The 20,200-nt window shown below is 68.5% G+C and carries 19 protein-coding genes; 16 read left to right on the forward strand and 3 right to left on the reverse strand.

Annotated features, from left to right (window positions below; translation table 11 throughout):
* Both OKW78_RS15700 and rdfA read right to left on the reverse strand, forming a co-directional pair.
* A partial coding sequence (locus OKW78_RS15700) for an ATP-binding protein (RefSeq protein ID WP_281196004.1) occupies positions 1–484 on the reverse strand: 484 nt, incomplete at its 3' end.
* A 46-nt stretch (positions 485–530) separates the two neighbouring features.
* Complete coding sequence (rdfA, locus tag OKW78_RS15705) at positions 531–1,142, reverse strand: rod-determining factor RdfA (RefSeq protein WP_281196005.1); 612 nt, start codon at positions 1,140–1,142, stop codon at positions 531–533.
* 537 nt (positions 1,143–1,679) lie between these two features.
* On the opposite strand from rdfA, the gene OKW78_RS15710 reads away from it, so the two are divergent.
* Both OKW78_RS15710 and OKW78_RS15715 read left to right on the forward strand, forming a co-directional pair.
* Positions 1,680–2,240, forward strand: coding sequence for a TATA-box-binding protein (locus tag OKW78_RS15710; protein WP_281196006.1), 561 nt, complete (start codon positions 1,680–1,682; stop codon positions 2,238–2,240).
* Between the two features lie 61 nt (positions 2,241–2,301).
* Positions 2,302–2,661 (forward strand): hypothetical protein, encoded by a 360-nt coding sequence (locus OKW78_RS15715; protein WP_281196007.1) that lies wholly within the window; start codon positions 2,302–2,304, stop codon positions 2,659–2,661.
* Positions 2,662–2,683: 22 nt separating this feature from the next.
* Here the strand turns inward: OKW78_RS15715 and OKW78_RS15720 are convergent, their stop codons facing one another.
* Positions 2,684–4,873 (reverse strand): ATP-dependent DNA helicase, encoded by a 2,190-nt coding sequence (locus tag OKW78_RS15720; RefSeq protein WP_281196008.1) that lies wholly within the window; start codon positions 4,871–4,873, stop codon positions 2,684–2,686.
* 243 nt (positions 4,874–5,116) lie between these two features.
* Here OKW78_RS15720 and OKW78_RS15725 point away from each other — a divergent pair, with 243 nt between their 5' ends.
* The 14 genes from OKW78_RS15725 to OKW78_RS15790 all read left to right on the forward strand — a co-directional run.
* Positions 5,117–5,596 (forward strand): DUF6789 family protein, encoded by a 480-nt coding sequence (locus OKW78_RS15725; RefSeq protein WP_281196009.1) that lies wholly within the window; start codon positions 5,117–5,119, stop codon positions 5,594–5,596.
* A 72-nt stretch (positions 5,597–5,668) separates the two neighbouring features.
* Positions 5,669–6,169 (forward strand): amino acid-binding protein, encoded by a 501-nt coding sequence (locus OKW78_RS15730; protein ID WP_281196010.1) that lies wholly within the window; start codon positions 5,669–5,671, stop codon positions 6,167–6,169.
* A 99-nt stretch (positions 6,170–6,268) separates the two neighbouring features.
* Positions 6,269–7,300 carry a DNA repair and recombination protein RadA gene (gene radA, locus OKW78_RS15735; RefSeq protein ID WP_281196011.1) on the forward strand — a complete coding sequence of 344 codons (1,032 nt, stop codon included), beginning with the start codon at positions 6,269–6,271 and terminating at the stop codon, positions 7,298–7,300.
* Positions 7,301–7,778: 478 nt separating this feature from the next.
* Complete coding sequence (locus tag OKW78_RS15740; RefSeq protein ID WP_281196012.1) at positions 7,779–9,455, forward strand: ammonium transporter; 1,677 nt, start codon at positions 7,779–7,781, stop codon at positions 9,453–9,455.
* Between the two features lie 95 nt (positions 9,456–9,550).
* A complete protein-coding gene (locus OKW78_RS15745; RefSeq protein WP_281196013.1) occupies positions 9,551–10,006 on the forward strand; it encodes a hypothetical protein in 456 nt (151 codons plus the stop codon).
* A 76-nt stretch (positions 10,007–10,082) separates the two neighbouring features.
* Complete coding sequence (locus tag OKW78_RS15750; protein ID WP_281196014.1) at positions 10,083–11,420, forward strand: glutamate-1-semialdehyde 2,1-aminomutase; 1,338 nt, start codon at positions 10,083–10,085, stop codon at positions 11,418–11,420.
* A 318-nt stretch (positions 11,421–11,738) separates the two neighbouring features.
* A complete protein-coding gene (locus OKW78_RS15755) occupies positions 11,739–12,959 on the forward strand; it encodes an argininosuccinate synthase (RefSeq protein WP_281196015.1) in 1,221 nt (406 codons plus the stop codon).
* Positions 12,960–14,432, forward strand: a complete 1,473-nt coding sequence (argH, locus tag OKW78_RS15760) for an argininosuccinate lyase (RefSeq protein WP_281196016.1) — start codon at positions 12,960–12,962, stop codon at positions 14,430–14,432.
* 262 nt (positions 14,433–14,694) lie between these two features.
* Positions 14,695–14,883, forward strand: a complete 189-nt coding sequence (gene lysW, locus OKW78_RS15765; RefSeq protein WP_122105675.1) for a lysine biosynthesis protein LysW — start codon at positions 14,695–14,697, stop codon at positions 14,881–14,883.
* A gap of 41 nt (positions 14,884–14,924) precedes the next feature.
* Positions 14,925–15,839 carry a lysine biosynthesis protein LysX gene (gene lysX, locus OKW78_RS15770; RefSeq protein WP_281196017.1) on the forward strand — a complete coding sequence of 305 codons (915 nt, stop codon included), beginning with the start codon at positions 14,925–14,927 and terminating at the stop codon, positions 15,837–15,839.
* On the forward strand, positions 15,836–16,921 hold the full coding sequence (gene argC, locus OKW78_RS15775; protein ID WP_281196018.1) for an N-acetyl-gamma-glutamyl-phosphate reductase: 1,086 nt from the start codon (positions 15,836–15,838) through the stop codon (positions 16,919–16,921). The genes lysX and argC overlap by 4 nt, the downstream gene beginning before the upstream one ends.
* Positions 16,918–17,847: an acetylglutamate/acetylaminoadipate kinase gene (locus tag OKW78_RS15780; RefSeq protein ID WP_281196019.1), complete on the forward strand. Its 930-nt coding sequence runs from the start codon at positions 16,918–16,920 to the stop codon at positions 17,845–17,847. Before argC ends, OKW78_RS15780 begins: the two co-directional genes overlap by 4 nt.
* Positions 17,844–18,971 carry an aspartate aminotransferase family protein gene (locus OKW78_RS15785; protein ID WP_281196020.1) on the forward strand — a complete coding sequence of 376 codons (1,128 nt, stop codon included), beginning with the start codon at positions 17,844–17,846 and terminating at the stop codon, positions 18,969–18,971. The genes OKW78_RS15780 and OKW78_RS15785 overlap by 4 nt, the downstream gene beginning before the upstream one ends.
* On the forward strand, positions 18,968–20,200 hold a 1,233-nt coding region (locus tag OKW78_RS15790), incomplete at its 3' end, for a [LysW]-lysine hydrolase (protein WP_281196021.1). The genes OKW78_RS15785 and OKW78_RS15790, both read left to right, overlap by 4 nt.

A 20,200-nucleotide genomic window follows, 5' to 3' on the forward strand; every position in this document is an offset into this window, starting at 1 on the left:
CCTCGAGGTCGGCGAGCCGGTCGTCGATCGCGTCCCGCTCGCGCGTCCGATCCTCGATCGCCGCTTCGATCGCGTCGACGTCGATCGGGCGCATGATCACCTCCCGGAGGTCCTCTCCCCGAGCGACGGCCGCCCGCGCCTCGTTGTCGCCGAGCAGGAACGCGAACAGGTCCGCGGCCGTCGGATCGTCGAGGTACGGTTCCCCCTCGAAGACGACCGTTCCGTCGCGTCGCGTCAGCGTTTGTGAGTACGTCTCTCCGTCGACGTCGATCGTTACCTCTCCCTCGTCGGCGTCGCCCTTCAGGGAGGGGCGGGTACTTCCGAGCCCCGCCATGACTGCCTGTAGAAACGAGGACCGATGCGTGGCGTTTCGTCCGCGTAAGAGCGTTACACCCGGCGAGAGGTCGACCGTGGTCCGGTCGATTCCGCCGATGTTTCGTGCGTGCACCCGAACGGACTCCAGTGCCACTTCACTCCGTGCCATCGTGTACGCACACATGGGCCTACCGCTAAATACTTGTGTCTCGTTTTCACTCGGCCGCACAACTACACCCGCCGCGCCGAAGCAACTCCCCCGCCCGGTAGTCGGTACCGCAGGCACCACAGGTCACTCGAACGTCGACGAACACCTCGTAGGGGCGGTCGGCGAGCCGGTCCGCGTCGGCGAGCGACTCGACGGCCGACTCGGTGACCGCCTCCGTCCGCCCCGCGAGCCGTTCGATCGTCTCGCGTCGTTCCTCGATCCGGTCCACGCTCTCGTCCGGCGGGCGAGCGCCCCGCTCCGCCGTGAGGTACGTGTGGATCGTCTGGTGGCTCACGAAGTCGTCGAGGACCGCGTCGACGTCGACCCCGCGTCGGTCGAGCTCCCGCCGCGTGCGGAGCACCTCCGACCGCGGGACGTCGTCGTCCGTGAGCGTCCGATGGGCGCTCTCGACGTCGGACCGCGACGCCGAGCCGTCAGCCTCTCGCATCGCCACCCCGAGGACGGTTCGGTTGAACTCCTCGGCGAGCGACCGGAGACTCGTCCGGTCGCCGTCCTCGCCCGTCCAGGCCGCCTCGAGCTCCGCTCCGAAACCGTCGAGCCCGTACTCGTCCATCGTCCGCTCGACCTTGCTCGTCGAACCGGATCCGGCGTCGTCCATACGTCCGATCCGATCCCTTTCTTTACAAAAGTACTGGTGTAAAGACACGGATCCTTGCCGTGTGCCGCCCCCGACGACAAAAACATATTATAACGTATGGTTACTGTTATTATTCAAAAAATAGACTATTATAGGCGACGGACTCTCGCTACTGCGCTGATCGCCGTCTCGATCGGACCCAGATCCCGTTAATACCTGGTATTCGTCGCGTTACTCCGTTTATCACTCTTTTCCGCTCCGTGTTCTCGATCGAGCATCCCGCTGACTCGAGAACTCCGGGTCCGATCGGGGAGATATCTTTTCCACCGTATTAGGGCCATAAACGCCCGATAACCGGCAGCTATCGATCGTTGAGTGAATCTCGTCGTCACCACGGGATCCGCTACCGATTTCGGATATCGATCACTCATGTGAAATACTATCAAAATAGATTGTATTCTCTTATTCTTATATTAGTCGTCTCGCGGCTTTTCACTCACCGTCATCGTTCCCGGCTACCGACCGCTTTAAGATCCCGACCGCCGTACGTCCGGGTGAATGGCCGACCCGAAGGACACGATCACGATAGAGAACGTCGTCGCCTCTACCGGGATCGGACAGGAACTCGACCTCCAGAGCGTCGCGATGGACCTCGAGGGTGCGGACTACGACCCCGAGCAGTTCCCCGGACTCGTCTACCGGACCACGGACCCGAAGTCGGCGGCGCTCATCTTCCGCTCCGGGAAGATCGTCTGTACCGGCGCGAACTCGACGGAGGCGGTCCACGAGAGCCTCGACATCGTCTTCGAGAAGCTCCGCGCCCTCGACATCCCGATCGAGGACGATCCCGAGATCACGGTTCAGAACATCGTCACCTCCGCGGACCTCGGCGAGAGCCTCAACCTCAACGCGATCGCCATCGGGCTCGGATTGGAGCACATCGAGTACGAGCCGGAGCAGTTCCCCGGACTCGTCTACCGTATCGACGATCCCGACGTCGTCGCGCTGCTCTTCGGCAGCGGCAAGCTCGTCGTCACCGGCGGCACCGACCCGGCGGACGCGGCCGCGGCCGTGGACGTGATCGTCGAGGAGCTGTCGGGGCTCGGTCTCCTCGACTGATTGAGCCACCCCGCCCGCCGGATCCCGTCGGTCCTTTTAGCCTCCGCCGCCTACGCCGGGTATGCCCGCTCAGACGGCCACGCCGCTGTCGGTGTTGGTGACGACCCTGCTCTTCGCGCTGTTCCTCTCCGTCACCGCCCACGTGGCCGCCCGCAACGTCCTCGGCGACGTCGACCCGCGGCGCGCGCTCTACGTGGGTCCGCTTCCCGCCGCCGTCAGCGTCGTCGGCGGCGGGTTCGCCGTCCCGGCGGCCGTGACCGTGACGGTCGCGTTCCTCCTCGACGCCGTCATGTTCCGGTGGAGCTACGAACAGCCGCCGCGGGTCGTCGCGGTGATGACGGTCATCCACGCCGCCGTCACGATCCTCGTCGGCGTCGTTCTGGGCGGGATCGCGCTGCTGCTCTCGACGCGCCCGGCCTGATCGAGTTCGGGTGTGCGACCGTTCACGGCTGCGGCGGCGATCCTCCGTAGGCGTCGTGGTCGCCGTAGAAGTTCAACATCGCGAACTTCAGCTTCCCGGGGTCGACGTCGAGCAGCTCCTCGCGCTCCTCCGGCGGAAACGCGCCGCGGACGGAGTACTTCCCCATGTCGGCGGTCGTGTACCGCCGGTCGGCGAGGATCCGGACGCCGAAGTCCTCCGGGCCGCGGACGACCCGTCCGAGCGCCTGCCGCGTCTTTCGAACCGTCGGGATCTCGACGGCGTACGCCCAGCCGGGGTCGCGAGCGCGGTCGCGGTCGGCGAACGCCCGCTCGTAGGCGTCCTGAACCGCCTCCATCCGGTCCGAGAGATGTGGGTACGGGACGCCAACCACGACGACCGTGCGGGCGTCGTCGCCGTCGAAGCTCACCCCTTCCGCGAGCGTCCCCCACAGGGAGGTGAAGAGCGCGGCGCCGTCGCTCGCGACGAACCGTCGGCGCAGTTCCTCCTCGTCCTCGCCCGAGCCGTCGAGGTACAGCGATCCGAGGTCCGCGCCGGCGAGCCCGCCGTCGCCCCCGAGCCGCTCGTAGTAGCGTTCGGCCTCGCCGTACGACGGGAAGAAGACGAGCGTGTTGCCCGGGGTGAACCGGATCGCGTCGCGGAGCAGTCCCGCCACCGCCTCCTGGGTCTCCGGGTCGTTTCGCTCGGAGGCGAAAAGCGGCGGCGTGTCGACCGCGTACGTCCGCCGGTTCTCGACCGGATACCCCATCCCGTACGCGAGGGTGGCGGCGTCCTCCACGCCGAGTACGTCCTCCGTCACGTCGAACGGCCGGAGGGTCGCGCTCATCAGCACCGAGGCGGCGACCTCCTCGAACAGCGCCGAGGTGACCGCACGCGGGATACACGTGTACAGCTCGGCGCGGCCGTACACCTCGTCGGTGCCGCCGTCGCGGCGCACGGAGACGACCGGATACTGGCCGAGTTCGGTCCCCTCCTCCATCCACGTCGAGACGAACCGGGCGGCCTGGAGGGTACGGCACTCCGCCCGACTCGTCGCCTCGCCCTCGCGGTAGGCCCGCTCGTACTCCTCGTCGAGCGCCTTCCCGAGCTGGACGGCCAGCTCGAGCTCGGCGTCGATCCCTCGGCCCTCGTACCGATCGAGAAAGGCGAGCGTGAGGTCGTCGCGACGGTCCTCGTTGGCGATCGAGACGTCCTCCCAGCTCTCGCCGACGGACTCGCGCGCGCCGAAGCCGAGCGCGTCGTCGTACGCGTCGACGAGGGCGTCACGGAACGTCGAGAGCACGTTCTCGGCGGGTTCGGCTCGGGAGTCGTCGCTGTCGGCGAGCTCCTCGAGGGCGGCCTCGAGGGTGTTCTCGGTGAGCGACCGGGAGGCGTGCTCCCGGGCGGCGTCCTCGACGTTGTGCGCCTCGTCGAACACGGTGACGATCTCGGACGGGTCGCGGTCGATCCACCGGAAGAACTGCTCGCGGATGTTCGGATCGAGCAGGTGGTGGTAGTTACACACGACGAGGTCGACTCCCTCCATTCCCTCCTTCAACAGCTCGTAGCCACAGAGGTCGCGCTCCTCGGCGTAGTCGTAGACGTCCTCCGGCGTCCGCACGTCCTCGAAGAGCCACTCGAAGAAGCCGTCCGTGTCCCGGGTCAGGTTGTTTCGGTAGCGCTCGCAGACGTTGGCCGCCTCGAACTCGTCGAGCTCCTCCTCGAGGTCGTCGAGCTCGTCCATGACGGCCTCGCGGGCCTCGGCGGCTCCGGCGTCGCCCTCGCGGCTCTCCGCGAGCAGTTCGCGCTGGCGCTGCTCGAGTTCGAGCTTCTCCGACTCCGTCTCCACCATCGATCGGGTGGCGTCCCGGAGGGTCTGACACTCCTGGTAGTCGACCCCGATGTGGCACATCGACGACTTCCCCTTGAACACGACGGCCCGGAGCGGCTCGGTCCGAGCGATCGCCCGGGCGTCCTCGACGAACTGGCGCATCTGCTGGTGGACGTTCGTCGTGATGACGACGGTGCGATCGTTCTCGCGTGCGTGCTCGAGCGCGGGCACGAGCGCGGAGAGGGTCTTCCCCGTTCCCGGCGCGCCCTCGAACAGCACGTCCTGGCCCCGAGAGAGCGCGTTGGCGACCCGGTCCATCGCCTCGCGCTGGTTCGGGTACGGCTCCTCGTACGGGAAGAACCGCAGGTGCGGCGACTCTGACACGGTCGTGACTTCGGCGGCATCGGCCAAAAGGGGTCGGGTACCTCGGCGGAAGTGGTCGGCGGAAGCGGTCGAGGAGACGGTCGGCGGAAGCGGTCGAGGGAACCGGGTGGGGAAACGAACTCGCCGAACCCACGGAAAACGGCGAGAGGCCAACATTGTCGTATATATACGTTGTGGTGGCGTGCGCTCGAGCCGTCATCTTGCGGCATATATTACCTGATACCCGTCGACGACCGGATCGCTATGGCAACCGAATCCGCGACGGCGACGACCGAGGTATCGACCGGGACCGGCGACTGGAAGGCGGGCGTCGCCGGCGGGCTCGTCGGCAGCGCCGTCTTCGGGCTCGTGATGGCGTACGTCATCCCCGCTCCGCTTCTGGAGGTCGTGATCCCCTCGATGTACGGGCTCGCGCCGCCGGAAGCGCCGTTCCTGGGCTGGGTGATCCACATGTCCCACGGCGCGGTGCTCGGCGTCGGGTTCGCCGCGCTCGTCGGCGCGAAACCCGACCTCGCCGCTACCGTGGAACGCTCCGTCGGAACCGGTGCGGCCTACGGTCTCGTGGTTTGGGCCGTCCTCGCCGTCGTCGTGATGCCGATCTGGCTCTCGGCCGTGGGTTCCCCCGCGAACCCGCCGCTGCCCAACGTCAGCATGCTGAGCGCGGTCGGGCACCTGCTGTACGGCGTCGTCCTCGGCGTCGTCTACGCCGCGGTCCCGAAGTGAACCGTCTCCGATCCGCGATCCGTCACCCCCGACCCGCGTTTTTAAGCCCGCGGCGGGCGCCCGTACGGACGAATGTTCGACGAGATCCTCGAGAAGTTCGAGGGATCCCCGAGCCAGCAGGCCGTCATTCGGCTGTTCCTGGAGCGTGGATTCTCCGTCAACGAGGAGGGACGAGTCGTCTCCGGCGGGATCGAGATCCCGTACACGGGGATCGCTCGCGAGCTCGACGTCGACCGGCGCGTCGTCGACTCCACGACCGACGCGATCCTCGATGATCCCGAACTGAAACGCATCTTCACCAACATCTCGTCGATCCCGAGCCTGATGGACCTGGCCCCCGTCCTCGACCTCACCGTCCTCACGATCGAGGTCGCCGCGGCGGACGAGGCGGGGATCGTCGCCGAAGTCACCGGGATCCTCGCGGACCACGGCGTCCCGATCCGACAGGTGTTGAGCGACGATCCCGAGTTCACCGACGACCCCAAGCTGTACGTGATCACGGACGCCGAGCTTCCCGGCGAGCTGCTCGTCGAGATACGCGAACTGGGGTACGTCCGCCGCGTCGGATTCTGATAGCGGTTACTCCGAGATCCACTCCCCGTTCGACCGCGATTCACTTTCACTAGGGTGTTAACCAGGGTTTATATCCGAAGCCGCACAAGCCGGGTGTACATGCCTGAAGACGAACTCGAGGACCTCCCAGGAGTCGGCCCGGCGACCGCGGACAAGCTCGTCGAGAACGGATTCGAGAGCTACCAGTCGATCGCGGTGGCGAGCCCCGGCGAGATGTCGAACACGGCCGACATCGGCGAGTCGTCCGCCTCCGACATCATCAACGCCGCCCGCGACGCGGCGGACGTCGGCGGGTTCGAGACGGGCGCGACCGTGCTCGAACGCCGCCAGGAGATCGGCAAGCTCTCCTGGCAGATCGAGGAGGTCGACGACCTCCTCGGCGGCGGCATCGAGACGCAGTCGATCACCGAGGTGTACGGCGAGTTCGGGTCCGGCAAGTCGCAGGTGACCCACCAGATGGCCGTCAACGTACAACTGTCCCACGAGAACGGCGGACTCGACGGCGGCTGTATCTTCGTCGACTCCGAGGACACCTTCCGTCCCGAGCGGATCGACGACATGGTCCGTGGACTCGACGACGAGATCCTCGCGGACGAGATGGAACGACGCGAGATCGAGGGGACGCCGAACGACGAGGAGGCGATGGAGGAGCTTATCGAGGCCTTCCTCGATCAGATCCACGTCGCGAAGGCGTTCAACTCCAACCACCAGATCCTGCTGGCCGAGAAGGCCAAGGAGCTCGCGGGCGAACACGAGGAGGGCGAGTGGCCCATCCGGATCGTCTGTGTCGACTCGCTGACCGCGCACTTCCGCGCCGAGTACGTCGGTCGGGGCGAGCTCGCGGATCGTCAACAGAAGCTCAACAAACACCTCCACGACCTGATGCGCATCGGTGACCTGTTCAACACCGCCATCCTCGTCACCAACCAGGTCGCGTCGAACCCCGACTCCTACTTCGGCGACCCGACCCAGGCGATCGGCGGCAACATCCTCGGACACGCCTCCACGTTCCGGATGTACCTCCGCAAGTCGAAGGGGAACAAGCGGATCGTCCGGCTCGTCGACGCGCCGAACCTCGCCGACGGAGAGGCCGTGATGCGCGTCGAAGGGGCGGGCCTGAAACCGGAGTGACCGCGGCGGCCGTCCCCGCGTAGCCCGTCATCGGTCGTTTCCCTTCGAGATCCCGGCGATACCGGGTGTACGAACGTAACATTCCCCATACAGCGGTCGTATCGCCCGTTACTCCCCGATCTACCGGATATCGCGTGATGGCTTCGAATTCCCGATCGGCAATATTCGCATGAAGGCGTCGCGGCCGGCGTGACAGCGGCCGATCTCCGCCCTTCCTCCCATAACAGTCGAATCCCTTACACTATGTCCGATCGGTTTCTCCGCAACGATTGCCGAACGATCGGCGAGAATACATCCTTAAACACCATAGTGTTGTCCTTATATCTGACATCGGCTGTATTATTAGAGAAATTTATTGTGAAACTCAACTCAAACGTTTATATATCACTGATACCCGACCCGGAGACGTGATTCAACACATGAACGCGAATGAATCGAACCGTATGGTAGACGTACGTTTAGTTGAGGTGCGTTCGGCGTGACGACCGGCGTCCTCGCGAGCATCGATCCGAGCGTGCTCGCGGAAGGGGTGAACCTGATGTGGGTCGCGGTGGTCTGTTTCCTCATCTTCTTCATGCACGCCGGCTTCGCGATGCTCGAGGCGGGGCAGGTACGTGCGAAGAACGTCGCAAACCAGCTCACGAAGAACCTGCTCACGTGGAGCGTCGGCGTCCTCGTGTACTTCCTGGTCGGCTTCGGGATCGAGGGCGTCGCCGGCGGCGGCGGCTTCTCCTCGGCCGCGGCGCTCGGCGACGGTAGCTGGGTCAACAGCTGGCTGTTCGGTGCCGTCTTCGCGATGACGGCGGCGACCATCGTCTCCGGGGCGGTGGCCGGCCGGGCCAAGCTCCGCGCGTACGTCGGGTACACGATCGCCCTCTCGGCGGTCATCTACCCCGTCGTCGCGGGCGTCACCTGGGGCGGCGGCTTCCTCGGCGGGGCGGGGCTCGGATTCACCGACTTCGCGGGCGGAATGATCGTTCACGGGGTCGGCGGCATCGCCGGTCTCACCGCGGCGTACGTGATCGGTCCGCGGATGGACCGCTACGCCGGGGACGGTTCCACGAACGTCATCCCCGGTCACTCGATGACGTTCGCGGTGCTCGGTACCCTGGTTCTGGCGTTCGGCTGGTACGGCTTCAACGTCGGGACGACAGCCACCGTGTTCTCGGTCACCGAGGGCGGCGAGCTCGCCCTCGGCGGCTACGCCGCCGTCGGCCGCGTCTCGCTGGCGACGACGCTCGGGATGGCCGCGGGCGGAGTCGGCGCGGCGCTCGCCTCGCTCTACCTCTCGAAGAAGGTCGACACGCTGTACGTCGCGAACGGCCTGCTCGCCGGTCTCGTCGGCGTCACGGGCATCGCGGACCTCGTCACGTGGTGGGGCGCGATCCTGGTCGCGCTCGTCTGCGGCCTCCAGCTCCCGCTCGTGTTCGACTTCGTCTCCGATCGGATGAAGATCGACGACGTCTGTGCGGTGTTCCCCGTCCACGGCTCCGCGGGCGTCATCGGCGTGCTCGCGCTGCCGTTCGTTCACGTCGACGGCTTCTCCACGAGCCTCCTCGTCTCGCAGGTGATCGGCGTCGCCGTCATCACGGTCTGGACGGTCGCCGCGACCGCCGCCGTCTTCGGCGCGTTCAAGGCTATCGGCCAGGCCCGCGTCACGCCCGAGCACGAACGCGACGGGCTCGACGTCAGCGAACACGGCGTCGAGACGTACCCCGAGTTCGGCAAGCCCTCGGTCACCACCGACGGCGGCCGCGTGGTCGACACCACGACCGACTCCCCGCGCGCCGACGGCGGCGAGGAGGCCGGCGCGGACATCAAGATGGTCACCGCGGTCGTCCGCCCCGACAAGCTCGGCGCCATCAAGCAGGCGCTCGCGGAGGTCAACGCGCCCTCGCTGACGGTGACGAACGTCTCCGGCCGCGGCAGCCAGCCCGCGAAGACGGGCCAGTGGCGCGGCGAGGAGTTCACGGTCGACCTCCACCAGAAGGTGAAGATCGAGGTCGTCGTCGCCGACATCCCGGCCGACGAGGTCGCGGATGCGATCGCCGACGCCGCGAAGACCGGCGAGCCCGGCGACGGCAAGGTCTTCGTCATGCCCGTCGAGGACGCGCTGCAGGTCCGCACCGGTACGACCGGCCCGGAGGCGGTGTAGACCGGGGTTGCGGCGGCTTTCGTGCGGGGCGACTCTCCCGCGAAATCGACACACGACCGACCAACGCTTTTGTCCTCGCCGTCGCCACGTACCGCATGGTCTCAGAGGCTCGGCTGTACGGCGCGGCGATCGCGTTCGCCTCCGGGGGCTACTCGCTCGCGAGCGCGCTCGGGGCGACGCGGATGACGGCGACCGCGTGGCTCATGATCGGGCTCGGCGTCGTGGTCGTCGTCCACGGCGCCCTCCTCCTCGCGCCGGCCGTCCCCCTCGACGATCCGACGAGCGGGGGGCTGATGCTCGCGTACGCCGTCGTCATGCTCGCCAACCAGGCGGCGCTGGCGACCGGCATCACGGGTGGAATGACCGGAGGCGACGTGGACGGGGGCGGCATGAACGGCGGAGCGATGGGTGATGGGGGCGGCACGATGGGAGGCATGGGCGGCGACGCGACGATGACCGCGGCGATGCCGTGGGACCTCGGGATGGTCGTGCTCGCGCTGCTCATGCTGGCCAGCGGCGTGATAATGCTTCGCGACAGCGAGGGGATGTAAGCTCTCGGACGGCAGGAAGGGGGAGGGATCGACCGACTCGGTAACACCTTTCCACGGGGCGGTCGAACCGCCATGCATGAACCACGAGCGCTCCCGCGGACTGTACGACCGCGCGCTGTCGGTCATGCCGGGCGGGGTCAACTCCTCCGTCCGGGCGACGATGCCGCACCCGTTCTTCATCGAGCGCGGCGACGGCGGCCACGTGATCGACGCCGACGGCAACCGGTACGTCGACTGGGTGATGGGGTACGGACCGCTCCTGTACGGCCACGACCTGCCCGGACCGGTCGAGGCCGCGATCCAGTCGCACGTCGCCGCCGGGCCGATGTACGGCGCACCGACGGAGGTCGAGGTCGAACACGCCGAGTTCGTGGCGCGCCACGTCCCGAGCGTCGAGTCGATCCGGTTCGTCAACTCGGGAACGGAGGCGACCGTCTCCGCGGTGCGGCTCGCGCGTGGCCACACCGGCCGCGACAAGATCGTCGTGATGCAGGGGGGATACCACGGCGCTCAGGAGTCGACGCTCGTCGAGGGTGGCCCCGAGAACCCTCGCCCGTCGACGGCGGGGATCCCCGAGTCGTTCGCCGAACACACCCTGCCGATCCCGTTCAACGATCCCGCGGCCGCGAAGGAGGTGTTCGCGGAACACGGCGACGACATCGCCGCGGTGCTCGTCGAGCCGATCCTCGCGAACACCGGGATCGTGATGCCGATCGACGGCTACCACGGGACGCTCCGGGACCTCTGTGACGACCACGGGTCGCTCCTCGTCTTCGACGAGGTGATCACCGGGTTCCGCGTGGGCGGGCTGGGCTGCGCGCAGTCGAAGTTCGGCGTCACCCCGGACGTCACCACCTTCGGGAAGATAATCGGCGGCGGGTTCCCGGTCGGCGCGATCGGCGGCCGGGCGGACGTGATCGAGGAGTTCACTCCCGCCGGCGGCGTCTTCCAGTCGGGCACTTTCTCCGGACACCCCGTCACGATGGCCGCGGGGAAGGCCACCCTGGAGTACGCGGCCGAGAACGACGTGTACGAGCACGTGAACCGGCTCGGCCGGAAGCTCCGCGAGGGGATCGCCGAGATCTGTGCCGAGCGAGCGCCCGAGTACACCGTCGTCGGCACCGACTCGATGTTCAAGACGGTCTTCACCCGCGAGGCCCCCGACGACGTCGACGCCTGCTGTGCGGGTGGCTGTCGGCAGAACCCCGACTGCGACCGCTACGGCGCCTGTCCGAAGACGGGTGCCGACGTGGCGAACGCCGCCACGGACCGCTGGGAGCGAGTGTTCTGGCAGGAGATGAAGGACCGTGGCGTCTTCCTCACCGCCAACCAGTTCGAGTGTCAGTTCACCTCCTACGCACACACCGAGGAGGACGTCGAGGAGACGCTGGGGGCGTACCGCGAGACGATCTGACCTCGTTCGGAACGGTTACGGAACCTTTTTATTCGGGAACGGAATTACGTCCTAGTGATGACCGCGGAGGCTCGTCGTGACCCCGCCCTCTTCCGACAGCGACGAGTCCCGCGACCGCGACGAGCAGTCCGACCGCCGCGACCGGTTTCCGGCGCGGCGCGACGACCGGCCCCCTGAGGCCACACGTCTCACTCGTCGCGTTCGCGCCGTTTCGTCCCGAAGAGTCGTCTCCATATCGTTCGCGAGCGTCGGATCCGCGAGATTATTGCGATTTCTAAATCGATGAATTTAAGGGCGTAAGGTGGTTCTATCCCGGTAATGACGAGCGTTGCACTCGCGTTCAGCGGGGGACTCGACACCACGGTTTGCGTACCGATCCTGAAAGAGGAGTACGGCTACGACGAGGTCATCGGCGTCAACGTCGACGTCGGCCAGCCGACCGACGAGTTCGACGAGGCCGAGGAGACCGCGGAGGCGCTGGGGCTCGACCTCCACGTCGTCGACGCGAAGGAGGAGTTCGCCGACCTGTGTTTCGACGCGGTGAAGTCGAACGCCACCTATCAGGGGTACCCGCTCGGGACCGCGCTCGCCCGCCCCGTCATCGCCGAGGCGATCCTCGGGGTCGCCGAGGAGCAGGGTTGTGACGCCATCGCACACGGCTGTACGGGCAAGGGGAACGACCAGCTCCGGTTCGAGGCCGTCTGGCGCGGCTCCGACCTCGAGGTCATCGCGCCCGTCCGCGAGCTCGGGCTCACCCGCGAGTGGGAGATCGAGTACGCCGCCGAGAAGGACCTGCCCGTCGAGGCCGGCGACGGCGGCGTCTGGTCCATCGACGAGAACATCTGGTCGCGCGCGGTCGAGGGCGGCAAGCTGGAGGACCCGAACTACGAGCCGCCGGAGGACATCTACGAGTGGACCGCGGAGCCCGAGGGCGAGACGACCATCGAGGTCACCTTCGAGGAGGGCGTCCCGGTCGCCGTCGACGGGGAGGCGATGGACCCCGTCCCGCTCATCCAGCACCTCAACGAGTACGCGGGCGGCTACGGGATCGGCCGCACCGACGTGATGGAGGACCGCATGCTCGGGCTGAAGGTGCGCGAGAACTACGAGCACCCGGCCGCGACGGTCCTGCTCACCGCCCATCAGGCGCTCGAGGACCTCGTCCTCACGAAGAACGAGCGGTCGTTCAAGAAGGGTATCGAACACGAGTGGTCCGAAAAGGCCTACCAGGGGCTCGTCTTCGCGCCCGTCGTCGACGCGCTGAACGCCTTCATCGACGAGACCCAGGACGTGGTGACCGGCACGGCGACCGTGAAGGTCTCCGGCGGCAACTGCCGCGTCGTCGCGCGCGACTCCGAGTACGCGGTGTACTCCGAGGAGATGGCCTCCTTCAACACCGAGGACGTCGCCGGCATCGCCCAGGAGGACGCCACGGGCGTCGCGAAGTACCACGGGCTCCAGGAGCGCCTCGCCAACAGCGTGAAGGCCGGGAAGGGCGTCGAGCTCGCGGCCGACGGCGGCTCTCAGGACGACGAATAGATGACCGACGAGGACGCCTCCGAGACGGCCGTTCGCCGCGACCGCTTCAGCGGTGGCCCAGCCCGCGAGTTCCTGTCGAGCCTCGCCGCCGACGCGGCGATCTTCGAGGCGGACCTCGCGGTCGACCGCGCGCACACGGTGATGCTCGCCGAGCAGGGGATCGTCGACGACGCGGTCGCCGGCGAGATCCTCACGGCGCTCGACGACGTGGAGGCCGCCGGTCACGGAGAACTGCCCGACGGCGAGGACGTCCACGAGGCGATCGAGACCGCCGTCATCGACCGGGTCGGTCCCGACGGCGGCCGGATGCACACGGCGCGCTCGCGGAACGACGAGGTGGCGACGTGTATCCGCTACCGCCTGCGCGAGGACCTGCTCGCGGCGATCGAGGCGACGCTGACGCTGCGGGAGGCGCTCGTCGGAGCGGCGAGCGAGCACGCTGAGACGGTGATGCCGGGGTACACCCACCTCCAGCCGGCCCAGCCCACGACGGTCGGCCACTACCTGCTGTCGTACGAGGGCGGGATCGCCCGCGACACCGAGCGCCTGCTCGGGGCGTACGACCGGACGAACCGCTCGCCGCTCGGCGGGGCCGCGTTCGCGGGCACGCCGTTCGACGTCGACCGCGATCGCACCGCCGACCTGCTCGGGTTCGACGGCCTCGTCCATAACTCGATGGACGCCGCCTCCGCGCGCGACTTCCTCGCGGAGGGGGCGACCGCCTGCGCGACGCTCTCGACGACGCTGTCCGGGCTCGCCGAGGACCTGATCGTCTTCTCGAACAAGGGGTTCGTGGAGCTGTCCGACGACTACTCCTCCACCTCCTCGATCATGCCCCAGAAGAAGAACCCCGACACGCTGGAGTTGACCCGCGGCGTCGCCGGCGACGCGATCGGCGAGGCGACCGGGACGCTCTCGCTTCTGAAGGGACTGCCGCGGGCGTACAACCGCGACCTCCAGCGCGCGCACGCGAGCGTGTTTGAGATCGTCGACGACGTGCGGGAGGCCGCCGAGGTCGCCGCCGGCGCGGTCGCGACCGCCGACTGGGCGGTCGAGGACCTCGCTTCGGCCGCCGGCGAGGGCTTCTCGACGGCGACGGGCGTCGCCGACCTGCTCGCTATGGGCGGAATGCCCTTCCGGACCGCCCACGAGATCGTCGCGGCCGCCGCCGAATCGATCGACGACGACGCGCCGGCGACCGCGGCCGCAAAAGTTGACGAGGCCGCACGGGAGATCACGGGTGAGCCCCTCTCGGCGTACGTGAGCAGCGAGGAGATGGAGGCCGCGCTCGACCCCGCCCACAGCGTCGCGAGCCGCGACTCTCGCGGCGGGCCCGCCCCCGACGCGGTCGCCGAGGCGCTCGCGGCGAGCGAGGCAAGGATCGACGACGACGCCGACACGCTTTCGGCGCGTCGCGACGCGCTCGCGGCCGCGACAGACCGGCTGGAGGCGGAGGTGGCGACGTATGTCTGAATCGGTCCGTGACGCGGGATCGACGCTTCAGCGGTTCCGGCAGTGTCGGCGTCCTCGGCGGTGCCGGAAGGTCCGGCAGCCGCCGCGACCGCCGCGATCGCCGCCGTCCCCGCGAGGGGACAATTAATTACTGAAATCTGTCATCGGATTTCACACGGCTCGTTCGTTGCCTTCCTGTACCGTTAGAGTGCCCTCCACGTAGTGTAAACTAGATTATAAGTTCGAAGGGTTTATGTTTTATCGGCGGCGAGTATCGTTCACGATGACGACCGATACCGAACCAGTGCTGGCAGAGGACCCGATCACGGGCGAGGAGATCGAGCTTCCGGCCGACGTCGAGGTCGGCGAGATAATCGACAGTCCGGTCACCGGGACCGAACTGGAGGTCATCTCGCTCGACCCCGTCACGCTGGAGGAGGCCCCCGAACTCGAGGAGGACTGGGGGGAGTAGATGGTGACGATCGCCACGACCGCGACACGCGAGTGGTCGACATGCGCATAGGGATCCTCTACTCGCGGATCCGCCGCGACGAGAAGCTCCTGTTGGAGGAGCTCCGCGACCGCGGCCACGAGATCGAGAAGATCGACGTGCGCAAACAGCGGTTCGGGCTGGAGTCGACGACGGCGAACGTCGCCGACCTCGACATCGTCGTCGACCGGTGTCTCTCCACGAGCCGGTCGCTGTACGCGACGAAGTTCCTCGACAGCTACGGCGTTCCGGTGGTGAACAGTCCCGAGACGGGCGACGTCTGTGCGGACAAGGCGAAGAACTCGCTCGCGCTCGCGGAGGCGGACGTTCCCACGCCCGCGACGGAGGTCGCGTTCACGAAGGAGGCCGCGATGGAGGCCATCGAGTCGTTCGGCTATCCCTGCGTGCTCAAGCCCGTCGTCGGCTCGTGGGGCCGGTTGATGGCGAAGATCGACACCCGGAGCGCCGCCGAGGCGATCTTAGAACACAAGGAGACGCTCGGTCACTACGAGCACAAGGTGTTCTACGTCCAGGAGTTCGTCGACAAGCCCGGCCGCGACGTTCGCGTGGTGGCGGTCGACGGCGAGCCGATCGCCGCGATGACGCGCTCGTCGGACCACTGGCTCACGAACGCCGCGAAGGGAGGGACGACCGAGGAGTTCGACCTCGACGACCGGGCGCTCGAACTGGTCGAGAAAGCCTCCGAGGCGGTCGGCGGCGGCATGCTCGGCGTCGACCTGATGGAGGTCGGCGGCGAGGGCTCCGGCGAGTACACCGTCCACGAGGTGAACCACACGGTGGAGTTCAAGGCGCTCACCGAGGCCAGCGAGGTCGACGTCCCCGCGCGGGTCGTCGACTGGCTGGAGACGAAAGCCGAGGCGTTCGCGGCCGACGCCGACGGAGAAGGCGACTCGGACGCCGACGAGGTCGTCGCATGAGCGGAACGACCGCCGCGGTCGACACGGACGGGGATCGCGCCGAGACCTACACCGCGAGCGTCGTCGGCGGCACCGGATTCACCGGCGGCGAGCTGTTGCGGATCCTCGCGTCCCACCCGAACTTCGAGGTCGTCCAGGCCACGTCGCGGTCGGCGGACAACATGACCGTCGGGCGGTCACACCCCAATCTCCGGGGGCTCGACCTGCGCTTCTCGGACCCCGACGACCTCGAGTCCGTCGACGTGCTCTTCTCGGCGACGCCACACGGCGTCTCGATGGGACGCGTCGACGAGTACTTCGAGGTCGCGGACACGGTCGTCGACCTCTCGGCCGACTTCCGGCTGCCCGAGGCGGAGGCCTACGACGAGTGGTACGACGGCCACGAGTCGCCCGAGTACCTCGAGCGCGCGGAGTACGCGCTCCCCGAGCTCAACCGCGAGAACCTCCCCGGCGCGGACCTGATCGCCGGCGGCGGCTGTAACGCGACCGCGACGATCCTCGGCCTGAAACCGCTGGTCGACGCGGGCGTGCTCGGTCCCGAGACCGGCGAGGTCGTCGTCGACGTGAAGGTCGGATCCTCGGAGGGCGGCGCGGGCGGCGGCGCGGCCTCCTCGCACCCGGAGCGCTCGGGCGTCGTGCGGCCGTACGCGCCGACGGGACACCGTCACGAGGCGGAGATCGAGGCCTATCTCGGGCTGTCCGTCTCCTTCACCGTCCACGCGGTCGACATGGTCCGCGGCGCGTCGGCGACCTGTCACGTCTTCCCCGACGAGCCCGTCTCGAAGGCGGACCTCTGGAAGGGATACCGCGGCGCGTACGCCGACGAACCGTTCATGCGGGTCGTCTCCGGCGGTGGCGGCGTCTACCGCTACCCCGAGCCGAAGTCGGTCGCCGGCACGAACTACGGCGAGGTCGGCTTCGAGCTCGACCCCGGCAACCGGCGCGTCGTCGTCTTCTCGGCGATCGACAACATGACCAAGGGCTCCGCCGGACAGGCGGTCCACGCGGCGAACGTCGCGCTCGGACTGCCCGAGACCGCCGGCCTGGAGTTCGGGGGGCTTCATCCCGTGGGGTCGCCATGAACGAAACCGGAAGCGCAGCCGACGACGAACCGTCGGCCGGTGAGTCGTCGGCCGCCGAACCGCCCGTGGTCGTCAAGATCGGCGGCGCGAAGGCGGTCGACCCGGCCGGCGCGGTCGGCGACGTCGCCGACCTCGTCGACGACGGCCGCGACGTGGTCGTCGTCCACGGCGGCTCGACGGTCGTCGACGAGACCATCGAGCGGCTGGGCATGGAGCCGGAGTACGTCGAGTCCGCCTCCGACGTCACCGGCCGGTTCACCGACGCCGACGCGATGGAGGCGTTCACGATGTCGATGGCCGGCAAGCTCAACACCGAGCTGACGGCGCTGTTCCGCGAGGCCGGCGTCGACGCGGTCGGCCTCTCGGGCGTCGACGGCGGGCTCCTCTCCGGACCCCGCAAGTCGGCGGTCCGCGTGGTCGAGGACGGCAAACGGAAGATCCGCCGCGGCGAGCACTCCGGAACGATCGAGTCGGTGAACGCCGACCTGCTAGCCGGCCTGCTCGCGGACGGCTACACCCCCGTCGTCTCGCCTCCGATGGAGGGGAACGAAAGCGACGGCGGCGTGACGCCCGTCAACGCCGACGCCGACCGCGCGGCCGCGGCCGTCGCGGGCGCGCTCGACGCGGACCTGGTCCTGTTGACCGACGTGACCGGGGTCTACGCCGACCCCGAGGACCCCGACACGCTGATCGAGTCGGCGGCGACGCCCGAGGAGCTCGCGGTCCTCGAGGGGGCCGCCGAGGGGTTCATGGGCAAGAAGGTGATGGCCGCGAAGGAGGCGCTCTCGGGCGGCTCCGGCCGCGTCGTCGTCGCGGACGCGAACGCCGACGACCCGATCCTCGCCGCGCTCGGCGGCTCGGGAACGACGATCGAGCGGTCGGCGCTCGAGGAGTACGCCGAGGACACGGAGGCGGTCGACGCATGAGCGGCTTCGTCTTCTCGGAGAAGCCGATCGAGATCGCTTCGGGCGACGGGGTGTACCTCACCGACACGAACGGAAACGAGTACCTCGACTTCGGGGCGAGCTACGCGTGTACCCCCGTCGGCCACTGTCACCCCGAGGTCGTCGACGCCGCGACGGGCCAGCTGGAGGAGCTCATCTACGTCCAGGCGTCGTACCCGCACGCGGCACGGACCGCGCTGTACGAGCAGCTGTCCGAGGTGGCCCCGGGGAACGTCAACGACGTCTGGCTCTGTAACTCCGGGACCGAGGCCAACGAGGCAGCCCTGAAGTTCGCGAGGCACGCGACCGGTCGCGAGCGGATCGTCGCGACGACCCAGGGCTTCCACGGCCGGACGATGGGCGCGCTCGCGACCACCTGGAAGGCGAAGTACAAGCAGGGGTTCGCGCCGCTCGCCGGCGGCGTCGAGTTCGTCGAGTACGGCGACGAGGAGGCGATGCGCGAGGCCGTCGACGAGGAGACCGCCGCCGTGATCTTGGAACCCCTCCAGGGGGAGGGCGGCATCAACCCGGCCTCGACCGACTACCTCCACGCGGTGCGCGAGGCCACGGAGGAGGCGGGTGCGGCGATGGTCCTCGACGAGATCCAGACCGGGCTCGGCCGGACCGGCTCGATGTGGGCCGCCGAGCGCCACGGCGTGACTCCCGACGTGCTCACGACGGCGAAGGGGCTCGCGAGCGGGCTCCCGATCGGCGCGACGCTGTGTCGCGACTGGATCGCCGAGGACGCCGGGGATCACGGCTCGACCTTTTCGGGCGGTCCCGTCGTCTCGGCGGCGGCCGGCGCGACCCTCGACGTGATCGAGCGCGAGGGGCTCGCCGGCCACGCGGCCGACGTCGGGTCGTACCTTCGGAGCGAGATCGAGACCCGTCTCGGCGACGACGTCCGCGAGGTCCGCGGCGAGGGCCTGATGGTCGGGATCGAGGTGAAACGCGGCTCCAATCGGCTGCTCCGCGACCTCGCGATCGACCACGGGATCCTCGCGCTGCCGGCGGGCCGCACCGTGTTGCGGCTGCTCCCGCCGTTGACGGTCGAGCGAGAGCACGTGGACACGGTCGTCGACGCGCTCGAGGAGGTGGTCGCGTGACCGCCGCTCCCGACTCGGCGGAGTCGACCGACGCGGCCGGGAACGCCGAGGAACCTCCCGTCGGCGGCGACGACGGCGAAGGCCACGAAACCGGCGAAAACCACGGTACCGACGATGCCGGCACCGACGTCGTCGCCGGCGGCGGCTACCCGGAGGCCTGTGACACGCCGGCCCGCAAGCTGCTGTACGACCTCGTGTCGATCCCCTCGCCCTCCGGCGAGGAGGCGGCGGCCGCGGAGCGCCTCGTCGACTTCTTCGAGGCCAACGGCCGCGAGGCGTGGACCGACGAGGTCGGGAACGTTCGCGCGCCCGCGAACGACGCGGTGCTTCTGACCTCGCATATCGACACCGTCCCCGGCGACATCCCGGTCGAGGTGTGCTCGGCCCCCGCCGACGTCGACGACCTCGGCGCGAGCGACGTTCAGGTGGGCGAGCCGGGCGAGCCCGTGCTGTGGGGACGGGGATCGGTCGACGCGACCGGGCCGCTCGTCGCGATGGCGGTCGCCGCCGTCGAGACCGGCGTCTCCTTCGCGGGGGTCGTCGGCGAGGAGACCGGATCGCGGGGGGCGCGCCATCTCGTCGCGGAGCGCGACGCGCCCGATGCGGTGGTGAACGGCGAGCCGTCGGGCTGGAACGGCGTCACGCTCGGCTATCGCGGCTTCCTCTCGGGGACGTACGTCAACACCAGCGAGTCGGGTCACTCCTCGCGTCCGGAGCCCAACGCGATCCAGCACGCGATCGACTGGTGGCACGGCGTCGAGGAGGCGTTCACGCCGGCGGACCCGGAGACGCCCGTCTTCGAGCAGGTGACGACGAAACCCGTCTCCGTGGACGGCGGACTGACCGACGACGGGCTCGCCGTCGAGGCCGCGATGGACGTGCAGCTCCGGGTGCCGCCCTCGCGGACCGTCGACGAGGTCCACGAGCTCGCGGAGGCGGAGCTTTCGACCGGATCGGTCCACTGGAAGGAACCGATCCCGCCGGTGATGGAGAGCCCCCGGACCGACCTCGCGCGGGCGTTCCGCGTGGCGATCCGGGGAGCCGGCGGCGACGTCCGCCTCCTCCGGAAGACCGGGACGAGCGACATGAACCTCTTCGCGGCCGAGTGGGACTGTCCGATGGTCACCTACGGCCCGGGGAACTCCGAGCTGGACCACGCGCCCGACGAGCGGCTCCCGCTCTCCGAGCTGGACCGGGCCACGACCGTCCTCGCCGACGTCTGCCGCGAC

This window comes from Halorubrum sp. F4 (assembly GCF_027257195.1).
GTDB lineage: Archaea > Halobacteriota > Halobacteria > Halobacteriales > Haloferacaceae > Halorubrum.